This window comes from Microbacterium lacus (assembly GCF_044794305.1).
Classification (GTDB): Bacteria; Actinomycetota; Actinomycetes; order Actinomycetales; family Microbacteriaceae; genus Microbacterium; species Microbacterium lacus_B.
In genome coordinates, this window is the sequence record NZ_CP084996.1 from 1,096,915 (window position 1) to 1,117,648 (window position 20,734).

The window sequence follows — 20,734 nt, forward strand, 5'->3', positions numbered from 1 at the left end:
CCGATGCTACCCGGCCGAGCGCGAGCGGACCGTCACGTCACGCAGGCGTCGGAGTCTGCCGACCAGCAGCGGATCGTACTGCTGTGCTTCTGCGGTATCGATAAGCCGAACGAGCAGCTGGTAGTAGCGTGCGGGAGCCAGCGCCAGTTCGGCGCGGATCGCTTCTTCCTTGGCCGGCGCGTCTCGATGCCAGGCCGCCTCGAAGTCGAGGATGGCACGGTCGCGATCGGTCAAGGGAACGTGGGGCACGCTGTCACGCTAGCGGCCGACCGCGCTCGATCCCGCGCGCCACTCCACGAACGCCCCGAGTGGATCCACGGTGGCGAGCGCGGAGCCGTTCCTGCCGAGCACGAAGCCAGCGAACTCGGGCCTCAGCGGAGGGGTCCAGCTATAGAGGTCGGCGGGATCGATGGTGATCCACTCAGCCCGTCCCGCCCTCAGTCGCTCGATGAGCGCTTCTCGCCCGGCGCGCGGTACGTGCGGCATCACACCGGGAGTGGTGATGACGAGCGTTGCCCCCGGCGGAGCCTGGTCGATCGCGTAGTCGAGCACCGCGGCGTCCGCGGCATCCCCCCTCATCATCAGCGGAGGGTCAGCAGCGACGATCTCGAGCGCGGCCCCGATGCGCTCGGCTCTGCCTTGCTCACCGGGCCACACGAGGGTCGTCAGAAACCGACGATGCTCGGCGTCGCGGGCGTCGAGCGGTGCGAGGTCGATGCCCGTACGCCACACAACCTCAGGAAGCCGGAGCGGCGGCGACCCCGAGACCGCGCACTCGAGCACAACCGATGATCCACCCGTGGGCGAAAGCTCGACGACGTCACCCTCGCCCATGGTGTAGCGGTACCCGTAGCGATCGGGGTACAGGCAGAGGCCCGCGCTGGCGCCGATCTCGAGCAGCGCGAGGGGACCCTCGATCAGACTGAGCGCGGGGAGCAGGGCGGCGCACCGTTGCGGTTCGTTCGTTTGCAGCGAGCGGGCGGATGCTTGAGCCACCACCTCGTCGGCGTGAACGGTGAGCCACTCCGCCCAGACCGCGTAAGGCCCCTCGTGCGCGCCGAGCAGCCGCGTCACCGCGAAGACCAGCGGGGGCTGGCGGTGGGTGGCGGGAATCCGGGCGAGGATCCGCTGGACAGCAGAATCCTCTGCCACACCCTGCGCCCACTCCGCGTAGAGATCGGAGCGACCCGGTGCGTCGTCCCTCGCGAATCGCCGGTAGCGCTCGGCGACGGCCGACACGTCGGGGGCGGCATCCGGAATCACTCCCCCATTCTCGCGGCGAACGTCCAGCCGCAGCGGAACACTCGCGGGCGGCCTGCTGTTGAATGGAGTGACGAGCAAGGAGATTCCCATGGCATACACGGTCGACAAGAGTGACGCGCAGTGGCGCGAGGACCTCACCCCCCAGCAGTACGCGGTGTTGCGCGAAGCGGGCACCGAGCGGCCCTGGACCGGTGAACTGCTCGACGAGAGCCGTGCGGGCCTCTATACCTGCGCCGCGTGCAACGCCGAGCTGTTCCGCAGCGGAACGAAGTTCGATTCGCACTGCGGATGGCCGAGCTTCTACGAGTCAATCCGCCCCGACGCGGTGGAACTCATCGATGACTCCAGCCACGGCATGGTGCGCACCGAGGTTCGCTGTGCTGCATGCGGATCGCACCTGGGCCACGTGTTCCCCGACGGTTTCGGCACGCCCACCGGCGACCGGTACTGCATGAACTCGCTTTCGCTGGATTTCGCTCCGGACGACACCTCGGACAGCGCCGCGTGACGATCCCCACGCCCTCTCCGCTCGCCGCTGACGCGTCGGGCGGAGCCTCCGGGCGCGTGGGCCCAGCTCTCGAGGCGGTTCGGGCACGCCGGTCATGGTCGAAGGTGACGGATGCTGCCCCCACCCACGACGAACTGCTCACGCTGGTCTCTGCCGCGGGCAGGGTCGCCGACCACTCGTCGCTGCGCCCGTGGCGTTTGATCGAGCTCCGCGGCTCTGACCGCGAAGTTCTCGGCCGAGCGATCAATAAGGCGAATGGCTCATCGGGCGCTTCTGACAAGCCTCTGCGGGCGCCACTGCTGATCGCCGTGGTCGCGAGCTATCGCAAGAGCAAGGTGCCGAGGTGGGAGCAAGAGGCGGTCGCTTCCGGCGTCGCGCACACGCTCAGCCTGCTGCTGGACGAAGCCGGATGGGGTGTCCTGTGGCGCACTGGCGACTACACGCGCTCGAAGGCCGTCGCGAAGGCACACGGACTTGGCAAGAACGAAGAGCTGCTGGGCTGGTTGTACGTCGGCGGAAAGCCGCCCCGCGTGCGGCCGGGCAGACGCAAAGCCGTCGACGCCCGTCACCACGTGAAGCGGATGCCCAAGCCTAAGAAGAACGCCTGAAGCGCCCCCACGGTGCGGCGACGACCAACACCGAGGCGAGTGCCACGGTGACGACGGCGATCTCGCGCACGAGCCCCGGGCTTGCCGCGGCCGGCCAGATCGCGTCCATGACGACCGCGGCAAAGAGCTGACCGACGATCGTGCCGAGCGCGAGCAGTAGCACGCCGAGGTGTGCGACCAACGACGCCGACAAGAAGATGTAGACAACGCCCAGCGCTCCGCCGAGGTAGAGCCACGGGTCGGTCGGGAGCGGTTGCGGGGTTCCGACGATCCCCACGTGAATGAACGCGGCGATGACGAGCAACACCGTTCCGCCGATGAAGTTGACGAGGGTCGCCGTGAGTGGTGAGCCCACCTTCTGCCGCAACCGCCCGTTCGTCGCCTGTTGCCAGGCGACCCCGATACCGGCAGCGAACGGGAGAATCAGCATCCACACCGGTGTTTGCCCCGCGGGCGCGCCACCGATCGAGAGAACGACCGCTACGAGCGCCAGGGCTCCGCCTGCCACTCGCGGGATAGTGACGGCAACGACTCCGCCCGGACCGAACCCGATGCGGTCGAGCGCCAAACCCGACACTGTCTGGCCCGCGATGTATCCGACCGTGAACAACGACACACCGATGATCGCGACCACCAAGCCCTGGGTTGCCACCGTGAACGCGCCTGCGGCGCCGCCCACCAGCATCCACCACGGAATCGTGCGTTCGCGCATACCCGTCGCCAGGCGCCCGAGTCCTTTGCGGCCGCCCGGCAGCACCAGCGAGAGCACGATCAGGATGACGAGGCCGGACGAGAACGAGATCGCCGCGGCGACAAAGCCGTCGTCGAGTCGTAACCCGAGCTGACCGTTGATCCGCGCCTGGATGGCTGTCAACGCCCCGATAAGCGCCGCGCCGGCGAGCGCGAGCCACCCGGGCAGATGTGCGCGGTCGGGAGAGCCTGAAGGTGACGATGACATTTTGAGGTCGACACTACGGCAGATCTGGACCCACCTGAGCGTGGCAGCACCCGATATCCGGCTGACAACGCCGAGCGGTGAGCTGCCCGAGATGGCAGGCCGCGATCGGGGTCTGAAATGTAGAGGCTTGTTCCCGCTTACGGTCCTGATCGCTGGGGTCACCCTCGCGGCGTACTACGTCAGCCGTAGCTCGGCGTCGATCGCTGTCGCGGTCCGCAGCAGCGGTGGGAGGTATGCGTCGAGGAGGTGCTCGACCGTGTCGCGGGTCGCGCTGGTCGATACGTTCAATCCGGCGACGACCGTTCCGTCGCGGCCGTGCAGTGGTGCCGCGATCGACCGCAATCCGGGTTCGAGCTCACCGTCGATGAGCGACCAACCCTGGTTGCGCACGAGCGCGAATTCACGGCGCAGTTCTGTGGGGTCGGTCACCGTGCGCTCGGTGAAGGCACGAAGATCGGATGTCGCCACCACCGCGTCGGCGGCAGCATCCGTCATCCCCGCCAACAACACCCGGCCCATTGAGGTCGCGAACGCGGGGAACCGCGTGCCGATCGTGATGCGCACGCTCATGATGCGGCGAGTCGGCACACGCGCGATATAGACGATGTCAGCACCGCCGAGCACGGCGGCCGAGACACTCTCGTCGACTTCGCGCGACAGAGCCTCGAGGTGGGGTTGCACGATCTCGGTCAGTGACAGCGACGACAGGTAGCTGAAACCGAGTTCCAGCACCCGCGGGGTCAACCGGAAGGCCCGGGCATCCGAGGCAACGTACCCGAGCGACTCGAGCGTGAGCAAAAATCGCCGTGCGGCCGCCCGAGTGATGTCGGCGCGGCGGGCAACGTCGCTGAGCGTCAGTTCCGGATGCTCGGCGTCGAACGCGCGAATGACCGACAGGCCGCGCGCAAGCGACTGGACGAAGTCCCCGGATGCCGCCTCATCTGCCACAGGCTCATCTTTCCAGGACGACCGCGAGACCCTGTCCCACGCCGATGCAGATCGCTGCGACCGCCACTCCCCCGCCCCGGCGGGCGAGCTCGTGCGCGGCGTGGCCGATGATGCGACCGCCGGACGCGCCGAGTGGGTGGCCGATCGCGATCGCACCGCCGTGGATGTTCACTCTCTCGGGGTCAAGCTCCGGCCAGAGCTGTACGCAGGCGAGGCTCTGTGACGCGAAGGCTTCGTTGAGTTCGACCAGGTCGACGTCTGCCCAGGTCTTGCCGGCTCGTACGAGGGCACGGTTTGCGGCTTCGACCGGCGCGACACCGAACACGTCCGGGTCGTTGCCGAAGGCTGCTCTGCCGGCGATCCGAGCGAGGGGCTCAGCATCCAGCACTCCTTCACCACCCAGCAACAGTGCTGACGCGCCGTCGTTGATCGATGACGAATTGCCTGCAGTGACAGTGCCCTCAGCGGCGAAGACCGCCTTCAAGCCACCGAGCTTCTCGAGGCTGCTGTCAGCGCGGATGCCTTCGTCCCGCGCGAGCTCGTGCCCTGCGACCTGCACGATCTCGTCGTCGTAAGCGCCCGCCTCCCACGCCTGCGCGGCGAGCACATGGCTGCGGAGCGCGAACGCGTCTTGCGCGTCGCGGGAGATGTTGTAGATCTGCGCGAGCTTCTCGGCCGAGGCACCGTTGCTGATCGTCCAGTCCGCAGGGAGCGCGGGGTTGGTCATCCGCCACCCGATCGCGGTGTTCCACATCGTCTGGTTGCCGACGGCCGAAAACGGCTTCGTCGCCTTCTCGACGACGTACGGCGCGCGGCTCATCGACTCCACACCGCCGGCGAGAATCACGTCAGCATCGCCCGACTCGATCGCCCGCGACCCCTGGATCACGGCCTCGACCGACGACGCACACAGCCGGTTGACCGTGACACCGGTCACCGTCGTCGGAAACCCCGCGAGCAGCGCGCCCATCCGGGCGATGTTGCGGTTGTCTTCACCGGCCTGGTTCGCGTCACCGAAGATCACATCCTCGATGCGGGCAGGGTCAATGCCCGTGCGCTCGACGATCACACGCATCACCACAGCCGCGAGGTCATCGGGTCGCACACCCGAGAGCGCGCCGCCTGCCCGGCCGAACGGTGTACGCACGGCGTCGTAGATGAAGGATGTGCCCATGTCAGTTCTCCTCAGCAGCGGCGAGCGTGAGGCCGGTCAGTTCAGCGATCATCTCGCTTCTCGCGTTCGCTCTGCGAACATCTATGCGCTCTACGCACACGCTAGCAGAGGGAGCGCTCTGAGGGTTTGGTGCCGACTACAGGACTTGAACCTGCAACCCCCGTATTACAAGTACGGTGCGCTACCAATTGCGCCAAGTCGGCAAGATCTACATTCTACGGGGCCGAGCGCTCAGCTGATCTCGTGGAGTCAGGGGCCGGGGGTCGGCGTAGCCGACGGGTTCGCAGCCTCGTCGTAGTACGTATCGCTCGCGATAGTCAGAACGAACTGGGCGAACTCCTTGGGGTCATCGAGCGCACCGACGTAAGGAGTGTTGTTCACGAGCACCATGGGAGTGCTTGTCAAGGCCAGACCCTGGGTACCCGGAAGACTCTTCAGTGATCGCTCCGTCGCAGCCTTTGCCCAGGGCATGTAGGACTGATCCTCAACGCACGCCCGGACGACCTTGGGGGAAGCGGCACCGGTCGCGATCGCGAGGTCAGCGAGCTCGACATCGGTGAACCCGTCCGAATCGACATCGGGCTGTTGAACGAGGAGGGCGTTGTTGAATGCGAAGAACGTGTCGTTCGAATGCGTCCCGACGCACGCCGCGGCACTGGCCGCACGCATCGAATACTTCGTGCCGTTGGACTTCGCCGTCAACATCGCAACCGGGTAGTAGGCCAAAGTTGCTGCACCCTCGGTCACCCATTTAGACAGCTGCTGCACGTTCGCGACCTGAAAATCGCGTGAACCGGTGGAGAGATAGTCGACGTAGACCCGGATGTCGACGACGGGCTGCTCGACAGCCGGTGTCGCGCTTGCATCTGGAGTGGGGGTTGCGTCTGGAGTGGGGGTCGCTGGCGGGTCGACCGAAGAGGCGGCGCCCACACCCGCGACCGATGAGATGACGAAGCCGTTGTCGGTGACGTTCGCTGGGCTGACCATCGGCTTTGCGGCGGAGGACGATACCGCCCAGGTCACGACGACCGCGGCGATCGCCACGACGGCGACGGCCGACACGGCGAGAGATGCCGTGCGAAAGCGACGGTTGCGCGTCTGCTGTGCGGCGACCAGTTGCGCCTTCTCGCGCACCGCGTCACGTCGCTCGCTCGGAGCAGTCGCGTTCGAAGAATCGTCGCTGGACATGGAACCTCTCGGGTGACGCGGGGGCCGAATTCGGCAGGGCCCGCTCCCAGAAGGCGGGCCGAGATCGATGGTATCCAGGCAGTCTGGGAAAACCCCAGACAGCACCTCGGTGACACCCGTGTCATACTGGAGTCACGCCCAAAGAAGGGCTGCGGGTCTAAGCCCCCGCTCATTCCTCACAACGGATCGTCCGGCACGTACCTGCCGGTGAAGGAGAAGAAAAAATGGCGTCAGTCACGTTTGACAACGCAACCCGTCTGTACCCCGGCGGAACCCGCGCCGCGGTCGACAAGCTCAACCTCGAGGTAGCAGACGGCGAGTTCCTCGTCCTCGTTGGCCCCTCCGGTTGCGGTAAGTCCACGTCCCTCCGCATGCTGGCCGGCCTCGAAGAGGTCAACTCGGGCAGCATCCGCATCGGCGAGCGCGACGTCACTGACGTTCCGCCGAAGGACCGCGACATCGCGATGGTGTTCCAGAACTACGCCCTCTACCCGCACATGACCGTCGCCGAGAACATGGGCTTCGCTCTGAAGATCGCCGGCGTCGGCAAGGAAGACCGTGCCGCCCGCGTGCTCGAGGCAGCCAAGCTCCTCGACCTCGAGGAGTACCTGACTCGCAAGCCGAAGGCGCTTTCGGGTGGTCAGCGTCAGCGCGTTGCCATGGGTCGCGCGATCGTTCGTCAGCCCCAGGTGTTCCTCATGGACGAGCCGCTGTCGAACCTCGACGCCAAGCTCCGCGTCCAGACCCGCACCCAGATCGCTTCGCTGCAGCGTCGCCTCGGCGTCACCACGGTCTACGTCACACACGACCAGACCGAGGCCCTCACCATGGGTGACCGCATCGCGGTTCTCAAGGACGGCATCCTGCAGCAGGTCGGTACGCCCCGCGACCTGTACGAGCGTCCGAACAACGTGTTCGTCGCTGGCTTCATTGGCTCGCCCGCAATGAACCTGTTCCCGGCGAACCTCGCCGAGGGTGGCGTCGAGTTCGGCACCGAGGTCGTTCCCCTGGACCGCGACACGGTCGGCCGTGCACACGGCAGCCAGGTCACAATCGGCGTTCGCCCCGAAGACATCGAGGTGGGTCCCGCCGACGGCAAGGGCCTCGCGGTCGTCGTCGACCTGGTCGAAGAGCTCGGTGCTGACGGCTACCTCTACGGTCACACCGACATCGGCGGCAAGCGCTCCGACATCGTCGCCCGTGTCGACGGCCGCAACCACCCGAACGCAGGCGAGACTGTCACGCTGGCAGCGAAGGCGGGTCACGTGCACGCGTTCGACATCGAGACCGGCGAGCGGCTCAACGACGCTCCGGTCATCTCGGGCAGCTGATTCACTACCGCGGCGCGGGGGGTCATCGACCCTCCGCGCCGCGGCATTTCTTCTGTCGGATCCTTCGGTCGGAGCCACATGCCAGACTCACTGAGCATCACCGCAAGTTCGGTGGATCCTGCACTACTGACGTTGCCGTGGTCGACACCGCTGGGTGAATGGCCTTCGAGCGCGATCGTATCGCTCCCGAAGGGTCTGTCTCGTCACCTCGTACGTTTCTCGAGCCTCTCGGGTCGGGTCATCGCGGTCAAAGAGACCACCGAAGAAATGGCTCGTCGTGAGTACGACATGCTCGGCAACCTGCAGCGCTTGGATGCCCCGTGCGTCGAACGCGTCGCGGTCATCGCCGGTCGCAAGGACTCGTCCGGAGAGCCGCTCCCCGCTGCCCTCGTCACTGCGCACCTGAAGTTCTCTCTCCCCTACCGCGCCCTGTTCACGCAGGTACTGCGCCCCGACACCGCGACACGCCTCGTCGACGCTCTTGCCGTGCTCCTCGTGCGCCTGCACAATGTCGGGTTCTTCTGGGGCGACGTCTCGCTCTCCAACACCCTCTTCCGTCGCGATGCCGGTGCCTTCGCGGCCTATTTGGTCGATGCCGAGACGGGCGAGCTTCACGAGTCGGGCTTAACACCCGGCCAGCGCGCGCACGACCTCGATGTGGCACGCACCAACATCGCCGGCGAGATCATGGACCTCGAAGCCGGCGGACGCCTCGAAGGCGGGGTGGATGCCATCGCCATCGCCGACGGCATCATGTCGTCGTACCACTCGCTGTGGGCCGCTTTAACGGATGCTGAAACCTTTGGCTCGTCCGAAGCCTGGCGACTCACCGAACGGGTTCAGCGACTCAACGATCTCGGATTCGATATCGGCGAGATGTCTATCGAGACCACCGCGGACGGCACGAAGGTGTCGATCGAGCCGAAGGTGGTGGATGCCGGGCACCACCAGCGCCGGCTCATCCGACTCACGGGTCTCGATGTGGAAGAGAATCAGGCCCGGCGACTACTCAACGACGTCGACGAGTTCCGCGTGCGGGTCTCACGACTCGGTGACGACGAAGACATGGCCGCGCACGAGTGGTTGACGCGCGTCTTCGAACCCGTCGTCAAGGCGATTCCGTTCGAACTGCGGTCGAAGCTCGAACCGGCCGAAGTGTTCCACCAGGTGCTCGAGCACCGCTGGTACATGTCGCAGGCGAAGGGGCGCTCCGCGTCGCTCGCCGAAGTGCTCGCCAGTTACATCGACACGGTGCTGCGCCACCGCCGCGATGAGGCGACACTGATGGGTCCGCCGACCGAGACGATGTCGCTCCCGGTCATCACCGCAGACCTCCCCGTCATCGACGATGACGACGACGGGGTGGACTGGCGGGATTTGGTTTAGGGCGGGTTCAATACCCGACAGTGAAACGCTCGCGTGAGTGCTTCGGGTTCTCGATCTCGTCGACCACGGCCACACCGAAGTCGGGGCCCGAGATGTACGAGTCACCCTTCTCGTCCGTCACGAGCACGTCGCCGCCGTCACGATAGGTGCCGGTGCGCTCGCCCGCGGCCCAGGCGCCGAAGCCGCCCGCCGGGTGAATGTAGAACCAGTCGTGCCCGCGGTCGTCGGCCTGGAGGTCTTCGAGGATACCGATCGCCTCGAGGGCTTCAGGCTTGTACTCCTCGGTGAACGACGGCTGATCGATGAGCCGCTCGCCCTCGGGGGCGATGAGGCTGCCGCCGGCGCCACCGACCACCCCGATGCGTACCGAGGTCGGGAGGTTCGCGACGAGCTGTGCGACGTTGTCTCGCATGTGCCCGAGCATGTCGCCACGGGCCGCAACGGCCGAGACAACCACCTCGACACCCTGCAACTCTTCGACGAGGCCCGGCACGTCCAGCAGGGTTCCCTCGATGTACGTCGCTCCCTCGATGCGCTCGCTCGGTACGCTACGCGCAACCGAAACGACCGTGTGCCCCCGGCTCAACGCCTCGTGGATGATGTTGCTTCCGGCGTAGCCGGTTCCTCCGATGACGGCAATGCGAGTCATGTTCTCCCTTTCGACGGTGTCGAAGATGACAAGATCTGCGCGGCTCGGTTCATTCCCCCGCGCGCAGAGTCGACACCTGGTACAGGGCGACGGATGCGGCGATCCCCGCGTTCAGCGACTCCATACCCGAGATCGGGATCGAGACGATCTGATCGCAGGTCTCGGTCACGAGGCGCGAGAGCCCCTTGCCCTCGGACCCCACGACGATGACGACCGGACGGTCTGCCAATTCGAGGGCAGGGAGCGAGACGTCACCGTCACCGGCCAGGCCGAGGACGAAGACGCCCTGCTTCTTGAAGTCCTTCAGCATCGAGGTGAGGTTCGAGGCGATCGCGACCGGAATACGAGCCGCAGCACCCGCGCTGGTCTTCCACGCAGCGGAGTTGACGCTCGCTGAACGACGCTGCGGCAGGATGACGGCGTGGCCCCCGAACGCCGCAGTAGAGCGGATGATCGCGCCGAGGTTGCGCGGATCGGTGACACCGTCCAGCGCGACGAAGAGCGGAACATTCCCTGCCTCGATGACCTTCTCGAGCAGATCTTGCGGGTGCGCATACTCGTACGGCGGCACCTTGAGTGCGACACCCTGGTGAACGCCGTCGAAGCCCGCCATGCGGTCGAGCTCGGGTCGCGTGACCTCCATGACCGGAATCCCGCGGTGGGTGGCGATGGAGAGCATCTCTTTCACGCGGTCGTCCATCTCGACGCGCTGAGCGATATAGAACGCCGTCGCCGGAATCTTGGCGCGCAGTGCTTCGAGCACCGAGTTGCGGCCGGTGACCGTCTCGGTGTCGTCTTCCTTCTTCGCTGCACGCGGCCGCGATTGCGCTTGCCCTGCAGGCTTGCCCTTACCGCCCGCAGCAGCGTAGCGCTCGGCTGCCGCCTTGCGCTGGCCGGCGGGGTGCCAGGCGCGGTCCTCAGCCTTGGGCGTCGGCCCACGACCTTCCAGCGAGCGCTTGTTCTTGCCGCCTGTGCCCTTCGTGGGGCCTTTCTTTCCCTTTGCGGCGCCCGGGCGCCCTGGCTTACCAGCCATTACATGCTCCAATGTGTGTCGTCCGGAGTGTCCTCCAGGGTGATTCCTGCGGCCGTGAGCGCGTCTCGGACACGATCGGCAGCCGACCAATCTTTGGCCGCTCGCGCGTCAGCGCGCTGAGCGATCATGGTGCGTACGAGGACATCGAGGGCGGATGCTTCGGCCCCGCCCTGCTTCTGCCACTGCGGGTCCAGGGGGTTGAGTCCCAAGATGCCGAGCATGCGTCCGACCTCGACCGACGCACGGGCCGCGGCCTCGTGGTCACCCGCGTCCAGTGCGGCGTTGCCCGCGCGGACGGTGTCGTTCACGACCGCGAGAGCTTGCGGCACACCCAGGTCGTTGTCCATGGCGACACTGAACGCATCGGGTAGCCCCGCAACGGTCAGCCAGCTTTGGGTTCCCAGCATCCGTCCTGCACGTTCCAGAAAGCCGCGAATCCGACCGAACACGGCGTCGGCTTCGTCGAAAGACTTCTCGGTCACGTCGAGGCTCGAGCGGTAGTGCGCCGCGGCGAGCGCGTAGCGAACGACGAGCGGGTCCCGCGTCTTCAGTACGTCGGCAGCGAGCATGAAGTTGCCGAGCGACTTCGACATCTTCTGGTCACCGGAGGTCACCAGGCCGTTGTGCACCCAGAAACGCGCGAACGGATCGCCCGCAGCCGTGGACTGGGCCAATTCGTTCTCGTGGTGCGGGAAGCGCAGGTCAAGGCCGCCGCCGTGGATGTCGAACTGGGCGCCGAGGTAGCGTCGCGCCATGGCCGAGCACTCGATGTGCCAGCCGGGTCGTCCCGGCCCCCAGGGCGAGTCCCAGATCGCGCTGGCGGGCTCGTCGGCCTTGGCGCCCTTCCAGAGGGCGAAGTCATGCGGGTCTCGCTTGCCTCGTGGATCGGCGTCGGTCGCCGATTCCATCGCGTCGATCGACTGATTCGTCAGCGCGCCGTAGGTCGGCCACGAGCGCACATCGAAGTACACGTCGCCGGGAGCGGCATCACCCGCAGGGTAGGCGTGGCCCGCAGCGACGAGCGACTCGATCAGCTCGATCATCTGCGGGATCGACGCAGTCGCCCGCGGCTCATAGGTCGGTGGAAGGATTCCGATCGCCGCATACGCACTCGAAAATTCGCGCTCCATGCGGTACGCGAGCGCCCACCAGGGCTCACCCGGCGTCGCGTTCGCAAGCACCTTGTCGTCAATATCAGTGACATTGCGCACGAAGCTCACCCGCCCGAAACGGTAGGCGAGCCAGCGACGAAGGATGTCGAAGCTCAGCGCACCGCGCAGATGACCGATATGCGGACCGGACTGCACCGTCGGCCCGCAGACGTAGATCGTGACGTTCAGGGGGTCCAGCGGCTCGAAGTCGCGCAACGCCCGCGCCTTGGTGTCGAAGAGCGAGACTGTCACCGCACCAGCCTACCGGCGCAGACAGGGTAGAACAGAGGAGTGCATGTTCTCGCCGTCCTCGCCGCGGCCCTGCTGTTCGGCACGACCGGCACTTCTCAGGCGCTCGGCCCCGAGGGCACGACTCCGCTTTCGATCGGCGTCATGCGGATGGTGATCGGTGGAACGGGTCTCGCCGTGATCGCCTTCGCTCTGGCCGCGCGCCACAGAAGGCACGCACCAGCCGGGCTCGCCTCGACACCGGCCCCACGGCTCACCACGCACCCGTTGGTGCTCATGGTGCTGACGGGAGCGTGCCTGGCGCTCTATCAGCCTCTGTTCTTCCTCGGTACGGCCGAGAACGGCGTCGCCGTCGGCACGGTTGTCGCGCTCGGTTCTGCGCCGATCCTCGCGGGCCTTCTGGAGTGGGCGCTCACGCGACGCGTACCGTCGGCGACGTGGATGTTGGCCACCGGGCTGGCCACCACAGGTGTCATCCTCCTCGGATTCGGCGGTGAAGCCGCTGGTTCCGGCAGTACGGGCGGCACCAGCCTCATCGGGTTGCTCGGCTCTGTCGGGGCGGGTGCGTCGTTCGCCGTCATCGCCAACGCCCAACGTCGACTTCTAGATGCCGGGTGGGACCCGTTCACCGTTGTCGGGGCGATGGGAGCGAGCTCCGCCCTCATTGCGGCGTTCGGACTCCCGTTCGTCGACCTGGCGTGGATGGCCACGACGAGCGGGCTGGTGATGGCGCTGTGGCTCGGGATCGGAACGATCTCGATCGCCTACGTCATGTTCACCTGGGGGCTCAGCGGACTGACCGCTGCGACAGCGGCGACGCTGACCCTCGGCGAACCGCTGACCGCCGCAGTCCTCGGAATCGTCGTGCTGGGCGAGCGCTTGTCGATCTTGGCGGTCGTCGGATTGATCGTGCTGGCAGCAGGACTCGCCCTCCTCGCGTGGGGGTCACGAGCGCGTGACCCCCGTCCGTTCGCCGTGGAGGCCTGACATGACCCGGCCCCGTATCCGCATTCGTATCGACGACCTTTCGGGTGAACCGACCCAGCTGCTCATCGCGGCTCACCTGGCCGGCATGCACCAGACCTCGCCGCCCGAGAGCGTCCACGCTCTGGACATGGACGGGCTGCAGCATCCGTCGATCACATTCTGGTCAGCATGGATCGACGACGAGCTCGCGGGCATCGGCGCGCTCAAGACGTTCGGCGATCGCCAGGGCGAACTCAAGTCGATGCGGGTCGACGACCGCTTCCGCGGGCACGGCGTGGGCCGTGCACTCTTGGCGCACATCATCGCGGACTCTCGCTCGCGGGGCCTCGCGAGCCTGTGGCTCGAAACCGGAACGCCCGAAGACTTCATTCCCGCACAGCGTCTCTACGAGAGCGTCGGGTTCACCGAATGCGGACCCTTCGAGGGCTATACCGAAGACCCGTTCTCGGTGTACATGACGCTCGACCTCGAGCATCAGCCCAAGTAGACCATCGCGATCGCGAACGCCGCGACGCCCTCACCAGCGCCGGCGAAGCCCAGGCCGTCCGTTGTGGTCGCCGAGAGCGACACCGGGGCACCCACAGCCGCGCTGAGCACGGCCTCAGCCTCAGTCCTCCGCGCAGCGAACCGCGGGCGATTCGCCTGGACCTGCACGGACACGTTCCCGACCCGCCAACCGGCCTCGGCGAGGATCTCGCGCGTCCGCTCGAGAAAAACTCCGGCGTGCGCACCGGCGTATTCGGGGTGATCCGTGCCGAAGTGCGTGCCGATATCACCGAGCCCAGCGGCAGCCAACAATGCGTCGACGATGGCGTGGGCGATGGCATCCCCGTCGGAGTGCCCCGAAAGCGCTTGTTCGCCTGGCCACTCGAGCCCCGCGAGCCATAGCGAGCCTTCCCCTCCGAACGCGTGAACGTCGGTGCCGATCCCCACTCGGGAGGTGGGGGGTGACACACGTTCACGCGGCGCGACGAGAGCGTGCGCGCGGTCGAGGTCGGCCGGAGTCGTGATCTTGAACGCCATCGGGTCCCCCTCTACAGCGACGACGTCATGGCCCGCTGCGGCAACGAGAGCGGCGTCATCGGTGAAGTCGTCGGATGCCTCGGCATACGCCGCATCCAGCACCGCCCGATCGAAACCCTGCGGAGTCTGCGCGGCAGAGAGCACCGAACGATCGACGGCCGCGACGACCCTGCCGGCCTCGACCCGTTTGATCGTGTCGACCACCGGCACGACCGGGACGACACCAGCGGCACCGCCCTTTACCGCTGCGATCACGCGCGCGTAGACCTCGGGCGGAGTCAAAGCACGTGCCGCATCGTGAACGAGAACGATCTCGACCTGCGGCGCGATGCGCGCTAGCCCAGCGGCGACGGACTCTTGACGGGTCGCCCCGCCCGGAGTGACCGACACGAGGTCTTCCGAGGAAGGGAGAGCCGCGCGTGCGTCGTCGAGGGCTGCGTCCTCATACCCCGGGGGCACCACGATAACCGTCTGCAGCGGATTCTCGGACGAAACCGCCGCTATGCCGTGGAGGGCATGACAAAGCATCGACTCTGCGCCAACCGCGACAAACGCCTTCGGGGCTCGCGCGCGCAGACGCGTGCCGGAGCCCGCAGCCACGACGATGACCGCAACGCGCGGCGAAGGGGCGATGTACACGCCCTCACGCTATCGCGCGGAGTCGATCAGGAAGCAAGGACCTCGTCGAGGATCACGCCGGCCTGCTCTTCGTCCGTCTTCTCAGCGAGCGCGAGCTCGGAGATGAGGATCTGCTTCGCCTTCGCGAGCATGCGCTTCTCACCGGCCGAGAGTCCGCGGTCCTGATCGCGACGCCACAGGTCGCGAACGACCTCGCTGACCTTGATCACGTCACCGGAGGCGAGCTTCTCGAGGTTCGCCTTGTACCGGCGGGACCAGTTCGTGGGCTCCTCCGTGAAGGGCGCGCGCAGAACCTCGAAGACCTTGTCGAGGCCTTCCTTTCCGATCACATCGCGGACGCCGACCAGATCGACGTTCTCTGCAGGAACCTCGATAATGAGGTCTCCCTGAGTGACGTTGAGCTTCAAGTACCTCTTGGTCTCGCCCTTGATGACCCGGTCTTTGACTTCGATGATCGTCGCCGCCCCGTGGTGGGGGTAAACGACGGTTTCGCCAACCTCAAAAAGCATGCAGTTATGTCCTTTCGGCAACCTCTAGGATATCACAGCGCAGATACGCTAAGGTTCTCCGCCCTCCGACTGTCCACGCCGCCAGAGATCTGACCACTCCCACTCCCAATGAAGCCTCTAGACTGATGGCGATGTCGTCATACGTCCTGGGAGGATCCGTGAACTCGCGCCTTATCGCGTCGATCGCCATCGGCGCAGCCGTTCTTTTGGGCACGACCGGTTGCAGCATGCTGGCTACGCAAGCAACCGCGATCCCCTATTCCCCGGCCGAGGGCGTCAACGTCCCCGACTCCGGTCCGCTCGAGGTTCGCAACGCGTTCATCGTCGCGAACGAAGACGGCTCGGCCGGCAACCTCGTCGCTGCGATCGTCAACCCGACCGACGAGGCGCAGACGCTCCGCCTCGAGTTCGGCGAGTCACCCGACACGATCACCGCGAGCGTGCGCGTGCCCGCGAACAGCGTGGTGAGCCTGGGCAGCGAAGAGGACGACCCGCTGCTGCTCGAAGGCGTCGAGATGCTTCCCGGCACCGACATTCCGGGGTTCTTCGAGTCGGGCGATGCGACCGGCGCGCTGGTGGCTGTGCCGATCCTCGATGGCGCTCTGCCCTACCTCGAGTCGCTCGTTCCCTGAAGTTCGAGCGGGAACATTCAGCCTCGAACGACTCAGCCCTCGAAGCGGTAGCCGAGTCCGCGCACCGTCACGAGCATCGTGGGGTCGGCGGGGTTCTGCTCGATGCGTGAGCGGATGCGCTTGATGTGCACGTCGAGTGTCTTCGTGTCGCCGAAGTAGTCACTCCCCCACACCCGGTCGATGATCTGACCGCGCGTGAGCACACGGCCCGCGTTGCGCATAAGGACCTCGAGCAACTCGAATTCCTTCAGCGGCATGGCGATCTCGCGGCCGGCGACGGCCACCGTGTGGCGGTCGATGTCAAGCAGTACACGCCCGCCCTCGAGGACGCGATCGTCAAGATCTGCGTCGGCCTGCGCGAAGCGCCGCAGCACGGCGCGCATACGGGCGAGGAGCTCCCGCGAGGAGTACGGCTTGGTGACGTAGTCGTCCGCGCCGAGCTCGAGCCCGACGACGATGTCGACCTCGGAGTCCTTGGCCGTCAGCATGATGATCGGCACACCCGAGGCGGTGCGGATTTGGCGGCAGACCTCGGTTCCCGGCATCCCGGGCAGCATGAGGTCCAGCAGCACGATGTCTGCTCCGTGATCACGGAAGGCCGTCAGCGCGGACGGACCGTCTTCGGCGATCTCGACTTCGTAGCCCTCCCGGCCCAGGAGGTAGGCGAGCGGATCGGCCAGGTCAGGTTCGTCTTCGACGATCAGTACGCGAGTCATTGAGGACCTCCGGGGTCGGCAGAAGCGATGGGGATGCTGGCGGTTTTGGGTGGCTTCACACGCTTCTTCTTGCGCGGCTTCTTGCGGGGGATGTCATCGGGCGGGTCGGTGAGCGGCAGTCGGACGGTGAAGGTCGAGCCGCGACCTGGCCTGGACCACAATCGCACTTCGCCGCCGTGGCGCTGTACGGCGTGCTTGACGATCGACAGCCCCAAGCCGGTGCCGCCAGTCCGCCGCGAGCGCGCGTCATCGGCGCGATAGAAGCGCTCGAACACACGGTCTTGGTCGCCTTCCGCGATGCCGATGCCCCGATCGGCTACAGCCACCTCGACGACACCGTCAGCGAGCTTCACGCCGACTCCGACACGCGAACCGCTGGGCGAGTATGCGATGGCGTTGGCCACGAGGTTGCCGAGCGCCTCGCTGAGCACCTGAGAGTCGCCGCGAACGTGGAGTCCGCGTTCGCCCCCGCGCACGAGTTCGACACCGGCTGATGCTGCGGCAATCGCATGTGCATCGATGGCGGCGGCGACGACCTCGTCGATCGAGACGACCCGCGCCTCGGTGAGCTCATCGGCCGACTGCAGGCGGGAAAGGTGCATGATGCGCGACGTGAGTTGCGACAAGCGCGCGGCCTCGGCGGTCAGTCGACCGGCGAAGATCCGCACCTGGGGCGGATCGTCCGCTGCGGACTCAATCGCTTCAGCCAGCAGGCTCACCGCGCCGACCGGCGTCTTGAGTTCGTGGCTCGTGTTGGCCACGAAGTCACGGCGCATCTGTTCAACCCTCTCCCGCTCGGTGATGTCACGGAGCACGAGAAGACTCAGCCGCGGCGAAATGCGCGTTGCCCGCACCGCGACCAGGCGCGGCTCAGCCGGGGCTGCACCCCGGCGGAGCCGCATGTTCTCGCTGGCTGGGAGTTCGGTGTCGCGAGCGCGGCGGGCGAGCAGACGGAGTCCTTCCTCGGTGAGCACGCTCGATTCGACGAGCCCGAACGGTGCAGCAGCGGCCGAGGCCGCCAAGATCGTCGACGACGTGTCGACAACGATTGCCGCGTCGTCCATGCCGTGCAGCACGTCCCGCACTCCATCCGGGATGTGCAGAGACGTCTCGCCAATCGCCTTATCGCGTGCCCGAAGGGCGGCGACGATCAGTGCCGCTACTGAGCCTCCGATGGCGACTCCGGCCAGGAGTGCGAGCAGCGCAAGCTGCGTCGTGTCCATGCCCCCAGCGTAGAGGCCCATGATGTTGTGAGCGTGTCAAGGCACCATGATTGCGCGGCGGCTCGGGCTACTATTCATTCTCGCGGCACCGTCCGTTAACCTTCGATGGCGACAATCGCCGAGGCTATGGGGCGGAAGCCCGCAGCGGTTCCGCCCGACCCGGGCGCCGCGAACAGAAAGGTGCTCCGATGCGCGAAGTGTTCCACCAGTCGCTCGAAGACGTACAGACCAGGCTTGTCGAGATCGCGGAACTCGTGACCGTGGCCATCGACAAGGCCACCCGCGCCTTCGGTTCCAGCGATGTTGCGCTGGCCGAAGAGGTGATCGAAGCCGATGCCGTCATCGACGAGAAGGCCATCGCGCTGGACGAACTCGCCATCGAGATTCTCGCGCGCCAGCAGCCTGTTGCCCGAGACCTGCGCATCGTCGTCAGCGCGCTGCGAATCAGCGCCTCCCTCGAGCGGATGGGTGACATCGCCGAGCACATTGCTCAGCTCACGCGCATGCGCTTCCCTGAGCGCGCGATCCCGAAGGGCCTGAAGTCCACCTTCACAAAGATGGGCGAGCTCGACGTCGAGGTCGCGCGGCAGCTCACCGAGCTTCTGCGCACGCAGGACCTCGCCCTCGCAGAGAAGATCCGCAACGACGACGACAAGCTCGATGATCTCCACATCAGCGTGTTTGAGAAGGTGCTCAGCGACACCTGGCAGGGCGAAGCATCCGCCACCGTCGATGCGACCCTCGCCAGCCGCTACCACGAACGGTTCGCCGATCACGCCGTCTCGGTCGCCAAGAAGGTGGCGTACCTCGCCACCGGCGACTGGGTCACCGAAACCGACGCGATCGAAGTCATCGTCAACGGCCAGCGCTAGCTCGCACCGAAGAAAAGAGAGCGGATGCCTCCGGGGAGGCATCCGCTCTACTTTGTTGTCAGTGGACGCTACTTCTTGCCCTGCGAGGCCACGGCGGCGGCACCGGCGGCGGCAGCCTCAGGATCGAGGTACTCCCCCGGTCCGAGCGGCTGGAGGTTCTCGTCGAGGTGGTACACCAGTGGAATGCCGGTCGGGATGTTCACCTCGGCGATGTCGTCGTCGCTGATGCCGTCGAGGTGCTTGACGAGGCCGCGAAGTGAGTTGCCATGTGCGGTGACCAGCACCGTCTTGCCCGCGCGCAGGTCGGGAACGATGTCGCTCTCCCAGTACGGCAGGAAGCGGTCGATCACGATCTTGAGCGACTCGGTGCGGGGCACCTCGCCGTCGATGCCGACGTAGCGCGGGTCGCCGACCTGGCTGAACTCGGAGTCATCGTCCAGCGGCGGCGGCGGAACATCGAACGAACGACGCCACAGCATGAACTGCTCGGGACCGAACTCTTCGAGAGTCTGCGCCTTGTCTTTACCCTGCAGAGCGCCGTAGTGGCGCTCATTGAGCCGCCACGTGCGCTTCACAGGAATCCACAGGCGGTCGGCAGCGTCGAGGGCGATGTTGGCGGTCTGGATCGCTCGGCTGAGCACGGACGTGTGCAGCACGTCCGGAAGCAGTCCCGTCTCAGCGAGAAGCTCGCCGCCACGGCGAGCCTCGTTCTTTCCTTGTTCGGTAAGGCGGACATCAACCCACCCGGTGAAGAGGTTGAGCTCGTTCCATTCGCTCTGGCCGTGGCGGAGGAGGATCAGCGTGTAGGGCGCAGTCATGGCGACAGCATACCGAGGCTCGGACTGACATCATGGGCTCATGTCGCCCGGCAACTCCCCCCGTGGGCACGTGACGCGCGGGACGACCGGAACCAACCGCCTGCGCCGAGTCGACCGCTGGATCGCCCGGCATCCCGCCCTCCGGCGCGCGGCTGACCCGCTCGTGGTGGACCTGGGCTACGGAGCCAGTGGGGTGACTGCGCTCGAACTCTCGTCGAGGCTCGCCAAAGCACGACCCGATGTCGAGGTCCTCGGACTCGAGATCGACCCTGCGCGAGTGGCGCGGGCGAATGAGCAACTCGCGGCGGTGCGTCGGGGCGAGACCATCTTTGACTCGGAGGCAAGGGTGTCTTTCATGCGTGGCGGGTTCGAAGTTCCGACTTCGTCCTGTCGGCGCCCCGCGGTGATCCGTGCGATGAACGTCCTGAGGCAGTACGACGAGTACGAGGTCGCTGCGGCGTGGTCACAGATGGCCTCGCGCCTCTCCCCCGACGGTGTGCTGGTGGAAGGCACCTGCGACGAGATCGGACGCGTCTGCACATGGGTCGCGCTGAATGCCGACGCACAGCCTCAGACGCTCACCGTGTCGTTGCGGCTCGCCGGGGTGGAGCATCCGTCGATCGCAGCCGAGCGCCTTCCGAAGGCGCTGATCCACCGCAATGTGCCCGGAGAGCGCGTCCACACGTTCTTGGCGGCGCTCGATACCGAGTGGGCGAGGGCGGCCGGTGTCGCGCCGTTCGGCCCGACTCACCGGTGGCAGCAGGCGATGATGGCGATGGATGCTGCGGGCTGGCCGCTCCGTGAGCGTTCGCGGTGGCGGCTCGGCGAAGTGACCGTGCCATGGGACACCGTGGCACCTGCCCTCTGAC

The 20,734-nt window shown here is 66.5% G+C and carries 23 protein-coding genes and 1 tRNA gene; 9 read left to right on the top strand and 15 right to left on the bottom strand.

What is annotated here, in order from left to right:
• Nucleotides 1-6: 6 nt before the first annotated feature.
• Both LG299_RS05400 and LG299_RS05405 read right to left on the bottom strand, forming a co-directional pair.
• On the bottom strand, nt 7-249 hold the full coding sequence (locus LG299_RS05400; RefSeq protein ID WP_404433938.1) for a DUF3263 domain-containing protein: 243 nt from the start codon (nt 247-249) through the stop codon (nt 7-9).
• Between the two features lie 9 nt (nt 250-258).
• Nucleotides 259-1,353, bottom strand: a complete 1,095-nt coding sequence (locus tag LG299_RS05405) for a DUF2332 family protein (RefSeq protein WP_404433939.1) — start codon at nt 1,351-1,353, stop codon at nt 259-261.
• Between LG299_RS05405 and msrB the strand changes: the two genes are divergently transcribed.
• Both msrB and LG299_RS05415 read left to right on the top strand, forming a co-directional pair.
• Nucleotides 1,352-1,771 carry a peptide-methionine (R)-S-oxide reductase MsrB gene (msrB, locus tag LG299_RS05410; RefSeq protein ID WP_404433940.1) on the top strand — a complete coding sequence of 140 codons (420 nt, stop codon included), beginning with the start codon at nt 1,352-1,354 and terminating at the stop codon, nt 1,769-1,771. The two genes, LG299_RS05405 and msrB, sit on opposite strands and share 2 nt — an antisense overlap.
• A gap of 56 nt (nt 1,772-1,827) precedes the next feature.
• A complete protein-coding gene (locus LG299_RS05415) occupies nt 1,828-2,379 on the top strand; it encodes a nitroreductase family protein (RefSeq protein ID WP_404434812.1) in 552 nt (183 codons plus the stop codon).
• Here LG299_RS05415 and LG299_RS05420 read toward each other — a convergent pair.
• From LG299_RS05420 to LG299_RS05440, 5 genes are all read right to left on the bottom strand, one after another.
• Nucleotides 2,363-3,337: a DMT family transporter gene (locus LG299_RS05420; protein WP_404433941.1), complete on the bottom strand. Its 975-nt coding sequence runs from the start codon at nt 3,335-3,337 to the stop codon at nt 2,363-2,365. The genes LG299_RS05415 and LG299_RS05420 overlap by 17 nt on opposite strands.
• A 174-nt stretch (nt 3,338-3,511) precedes the next feature.
• Nucleotides 3,512-4,285: an IclR family transcriptional regulator C-terminal domain-containing protein gene (locus LG299_RS05425; RefSeq protein WP_404433942.1), complete on the bottom strand. Its 774-nt coding sequence runs from the start codon at nt 4,283-4,285 to the stop codon at nt 3,512-3,514.
• A 4-nt stretch (nt 4,286-4,289) separates the two neighbouring features.
• Nucleotides 4,290-5,459, bottom strand: coding sequence for a thiolase family protein (locus LG299_RS05430; RefSeq protein ID WP_404433943.1), 1,170 nt, complete (start codon nt 5,457-5,459; stop codon nt 4,290-4,292).
• A gap of 127 nt (nt 5,460-5,586) precedes the next feature.
• Nucleotides 5,587-5,662, bottom strand: a tRNA-Thr gene (locus tag LG299_RS05435).
• A 46-nt stretch (nt 5,663-5,708) separates the two neighbouring features.
• On the bottom strand, nt 5,709-6,647 hold the full coding sequence (locus LG299_RS05440) for a DsbA family protein (protein ID WP_404433944.1): 939 nt from the start codon (nt 6,645-6,647) through the stop codon (nt 5,709-5,711).
• 224 nt (nt 6,648-6,871) lie between these two features.
• Between LG299_RS05440 and LG299_RS05445 the strand changes: the two genes are divergently transcribed.
• Nucleotides 6,872-7,978 carry an ABC transporter ATP-binding protein gene (locus LG299_RS05445; protein WP_404433946.1) on the top strand — a complete coding sequence of 369 codons (1,107 nt, stop codon included), beginning with the start codon at nt 6,872-6,874 and terminating at the stop codon, nt 7,976-7,978.
• 78 nt (nt 7,979-8,056) lie between these two features.
• Entirely contained in the window at nt 8,057-9,364 is a 1,308-nt protein-coding gene (locus LG299_RS05450; RefSeq protein WP_404433948.1) for a DUF4032 domain-containing protein, read from the top strand.
• Between the two features lie 7 nt (nt 9,365-9,371).
• Here the strand turns inward: LG299_RS05450 and LG299_RS05455 are convergent, their stop codons facing one another.
• Genes LG299_RS05455 through cysS form a run of 3 tightly spaced genes read right to left on the bottom strand, consistent with a single transcriptional unit; the run spans nt 9,372 to nt 12,449 of the window.
• Nucleotides 9,372-10,013, bottom strand: coding sequence for an NAD(P)-dependent oxidoreductase (locus tag LG299_RS05455; protein ID WP_404433950.1), 642 nt, complete (start codon nt 10,011-10,013; stop codon nt 9,372-9,374).
• A gap of 49 nt (nt 10,014-10,062) precedes the next feature.
• Nucleotides 10,063-11,046 (bottom strand): 23S rRNA (guanosine(2251)-2'-O)-methyltransferase RlmB, encoded by a 984-nt coding sequence (rlmB, locus tag LG299_RS05460; RefSeq protein WP_404433952.1) that lies wholly within the window; start codon nt 11,044-11,046, stop codon nt 10,063-10,065.
• Entirely contained in the window at nt 11,046-12,449 is a 1,404-nt protein-coding gene (cysS, locus tag LG299_RS05465) for a cysteine--tRNA ligase (protein ID WP_404433954.1), read from the bottom strand. Before cysS ends, rlmB begins: the two co-directional genes overlap by 1 nt.
• 39 nt (nt 12,450-12,488) lie before the next feature.
• Between cysS and LG299_RS05470 the strand changes: the two genes are divergently transcribed.
• Nucleotides 12,489-13,433, top strand: a complete 945-nt coding sequence (locus LG299_RS05470) for a DMT family transporter (protein ID WP_404433956.1) — start codon at nt 12,489-12,491, stop codon at nt 13,431-13,433.
• A 1-nt stretch (nt 13,434) separates the two neighbouring features.
• Nucleotides 13,435-13,920 (top strand): GNAT family N-acetyltransferase, encoded by a 486-nt coding sequence (locus LG299_RS05475; protein WP_404433958.1) that lies wholly within the window; start codon nt 13,435-13,437, stop codon nt 13,918-13,920.
• Here the strand turns inward: LG299_RS05475 and ispD are convergent.
• On the bottom strand, nt 13,908-15,095 hold the full coding sequence (gene ispD, locus LG299_RS05480) for a 2-C-methyl-D-erythritol 4-phosphate cytidylyltransferase (protein WP_404433960.1): 1,188 nt from the start codon (nt 15,093-15,095) through the stop codon (nt 13,908-13,910). The two genes, LG299_RS05475 and ispD, sit on opposite strands and share 13 nt — an antisense overlap.
• A 26-nt stretch (nt 15,096-15,121) precedes the next feature.
• Nucleotides 15,122-15,604 carry a CarD family transcriptional regulator gene (locus LG299_RS05485; RefSeq protein WP_404433961.1) on the bottom strand — a complete coding sequence of 161 codons (483 nt, stop codon included), beginning with the start codon at nt 15,602-15,604 and terminating at the stop codon, nt 15,122-15,124.
• Between the two features lie 131 nt (nt 15,605-15,735).
• Between LG299_RS05485 and LG299_RS05490 the strand changes: the two genes are divergently transcribed.
• Nucleotides 15,736-16,236 (top strand): DNA modification methylase, encoded by a 501-nt coding sequence (locus LG299_RS05490; RefSeq protein WP_404433963.1) that lies wholly within the window; start codon nt 15,736-15,738, stop codon nt 16,234-16,236.
• A 32-nt stretch (nt 16,237-16,268) separates the two neighbouring features.
• Here the strand turns inward: LG299_RS05490 and LG299_RS05495 are convergent, their stop codons facing one another.
• A complete protein-coding gene (locus LG299_RS05495) occupies nt 16,269-16,952 on the bottom strand; it encodes a response regulator (RefSeq protein ID WP_404433965.1) in 684 nt (227 codons plus the stop codon).
• Entirely contained in the window at nt 16,949-18,175 is a 1,227-nt protein-coding gene (locus LG299_RS05500) for a sensor histidine kinase (protein WP_404433966.1), read from the bottom strand. The genes LG299_RS05495 and LG299_RS05500 overlap by 4 nt, the downstream gene beginning before the upstream one ends.
• Before the next feature lie 188 nt (nt 18,176-18,363).
• Here LG299_RS05500 and phoU point away from each other — a divergent pair, with 188 nt between their 5' ends.
• The gene (gene phoU / locus LG299_RS05505; RefSeq protein ID WP_404433968.1) at nt 18,364-19,047 is read left to right on the top strand and encodes a phosphate signaling complex protein PhoU; all 684 of its coding nucleotides are present in this window, start codon (nt 18,364-18,366) and stop codon (nt 19,045-19,047) included.
• A 68-nt stretch (nt 19,048-19,115) separates the two neighbouring features.
• Here phoU and LG299_RS05510 read toward each other — a convergent pair whose 3' ends face one another.
• On the bottom strand, nt 19,116-19,865 hold the full coding sequence (locus LG299_RS05510; RefSeq protein ID WP_404433970.1) for a phosphoglyceromutase: 750 nt from the start codon (nt 19,863-19,865) through the stop codon (nt 19,116-19,118).
• Nucleotides 19,866-19,905: 40 nt separating this feature from the next.
• On the opposite strand from LG299_RS05510, the gene LG299_RS05515 reads away from it, so the two are divergent.
• On the top strand, nt 19,906-20,733 hold the full coding sequence (locus LG299_RS05515) for a class I SAM-dependent methyltransferase (protein WP_404433971.1): 828 nt from the start codon (nt 19,906-19,908) through the stop codon (nt 20,731-20,733).
• The last annotated feature ends 1 nt before the right edge of the window (nt 20,734 follow it).

Bases quoted from the DNA above. Each gene is read 5' to 3' on its own strand.
- msrB (WP_404433940.1), top strand. From the start codon at position 1,352: ATGGCATACACGGTCGACAAGAGTGACGCGCAGTGGCGCGAGGACCTC.
- LG299_RS05405 (WP_404433939.1), bottom strand. From the start codon at position 1,353: ATGGGAATCTCCTTGCTCGTCACTCCATTCAACAGCAGGCCGCCCGCG.
- LG299_RS05420 (WP_404433941.1), bottom strand. From the start codon at position 3,337: ATGTCATCGTCACCTTCAGGCTCTCCCGACCGCGCACATCTGCCCGGG.
- LG299_RS05430 (WP_404433943.1), bottom strand. From the start codon at position 5,459: ATGGGCACATCCTTCATCTACGACGCCGTGCGTACACCGTTCGGCCGG.
- LG299_RS05440 (WP_404433944.1), bottom strand. From the start codon at position 6,647: ATGTCCAGCGACGATTCTTCGAACGCGACTGCTCCGAGCGAGCGACGT.
- LG299_RS05445 (WP_404433946.1), top strand. From the start codon at position 6,872: ATGGCGTCAGTCACGTTTGACAACGCAACCCGTCTGTACCCCGGCGGA.
- LG299_RS05450 (WP_404433948.1), top strand. From the start codon at position 8,057: ATGCCAGACTCACTGAGCATCACCGCAAGTTCGGTGGATCCTGCACTA.
- LG299_RS05455 (WP_404433950.1), bottom strand. From the start codon at position 10,013: ATGACTCGCATTGCCGTCATCGGAGGAACCGGCTACGCCGGAAGCAAC.
- rlmB (WP_404433952.1), bottom strand. From the start codon at position 11,046: ATGGCTGGTAAGCCAGGGCGCCCGGGCGCCGCAAAGGGAAAGAAAGGC.
- LG299_RS05475 (WP_404433958.1), top strand. From the start codon at position 13,435: ATGACCCGGCCCCGTATCCGCATTCGTATCGACGACCTTTCGGGTGAA.
- LG299_RS05485 (WP_404433961.1), bottom strand. From the start codon at position 15,604: ATGCTTTTTGAGGTTGGCGAAACCGTCGTTTACCCCCACCACGGGGCG.
- LG299_RS05490 (WP_404433963.1), top strand. From the start codon at position 15,736: ATGTCGTCATACGTCCTGGGAGGATCCGTGAACTCGCGCCTTATCGCG.
- LG299_RS05495 (WP_404433965.1), bottom strand. From the start codon at position 16,952: ATGACTCGCGTACTGATCGTCGAAGACGAACCTGACCTGGCCGATCCG.
- LG299_RS05500 (WP_404433966.1), bottom strand. From the start codon at position 18,175: ATGGACACGACGCAGCTTGCGCTGCTCGCACTCCTGGCCGGAGTCGCC.
- phoU (WP_404433968.1), top strand. From the start codon at position 18,364: ATGCGCGAAGTGTTCCACCAGTCGCTCGAAGACGTACAGACCAGGCTT.
- LG299_RS05510 (WP_404433970.1), bottom strand. From the start codon at position 19,865: ATGACTGCGCCCTACACGCTGATCCTCCTCCGCCACGGCCAGAGCGAA.
- LG299_RS05515 (WP_404433971.1), top strand. From the start codon at position 19,906: ATGTCGCCCGGCAACTCCCCCCGTGGGCACGTGACGCGCGGGACGACC.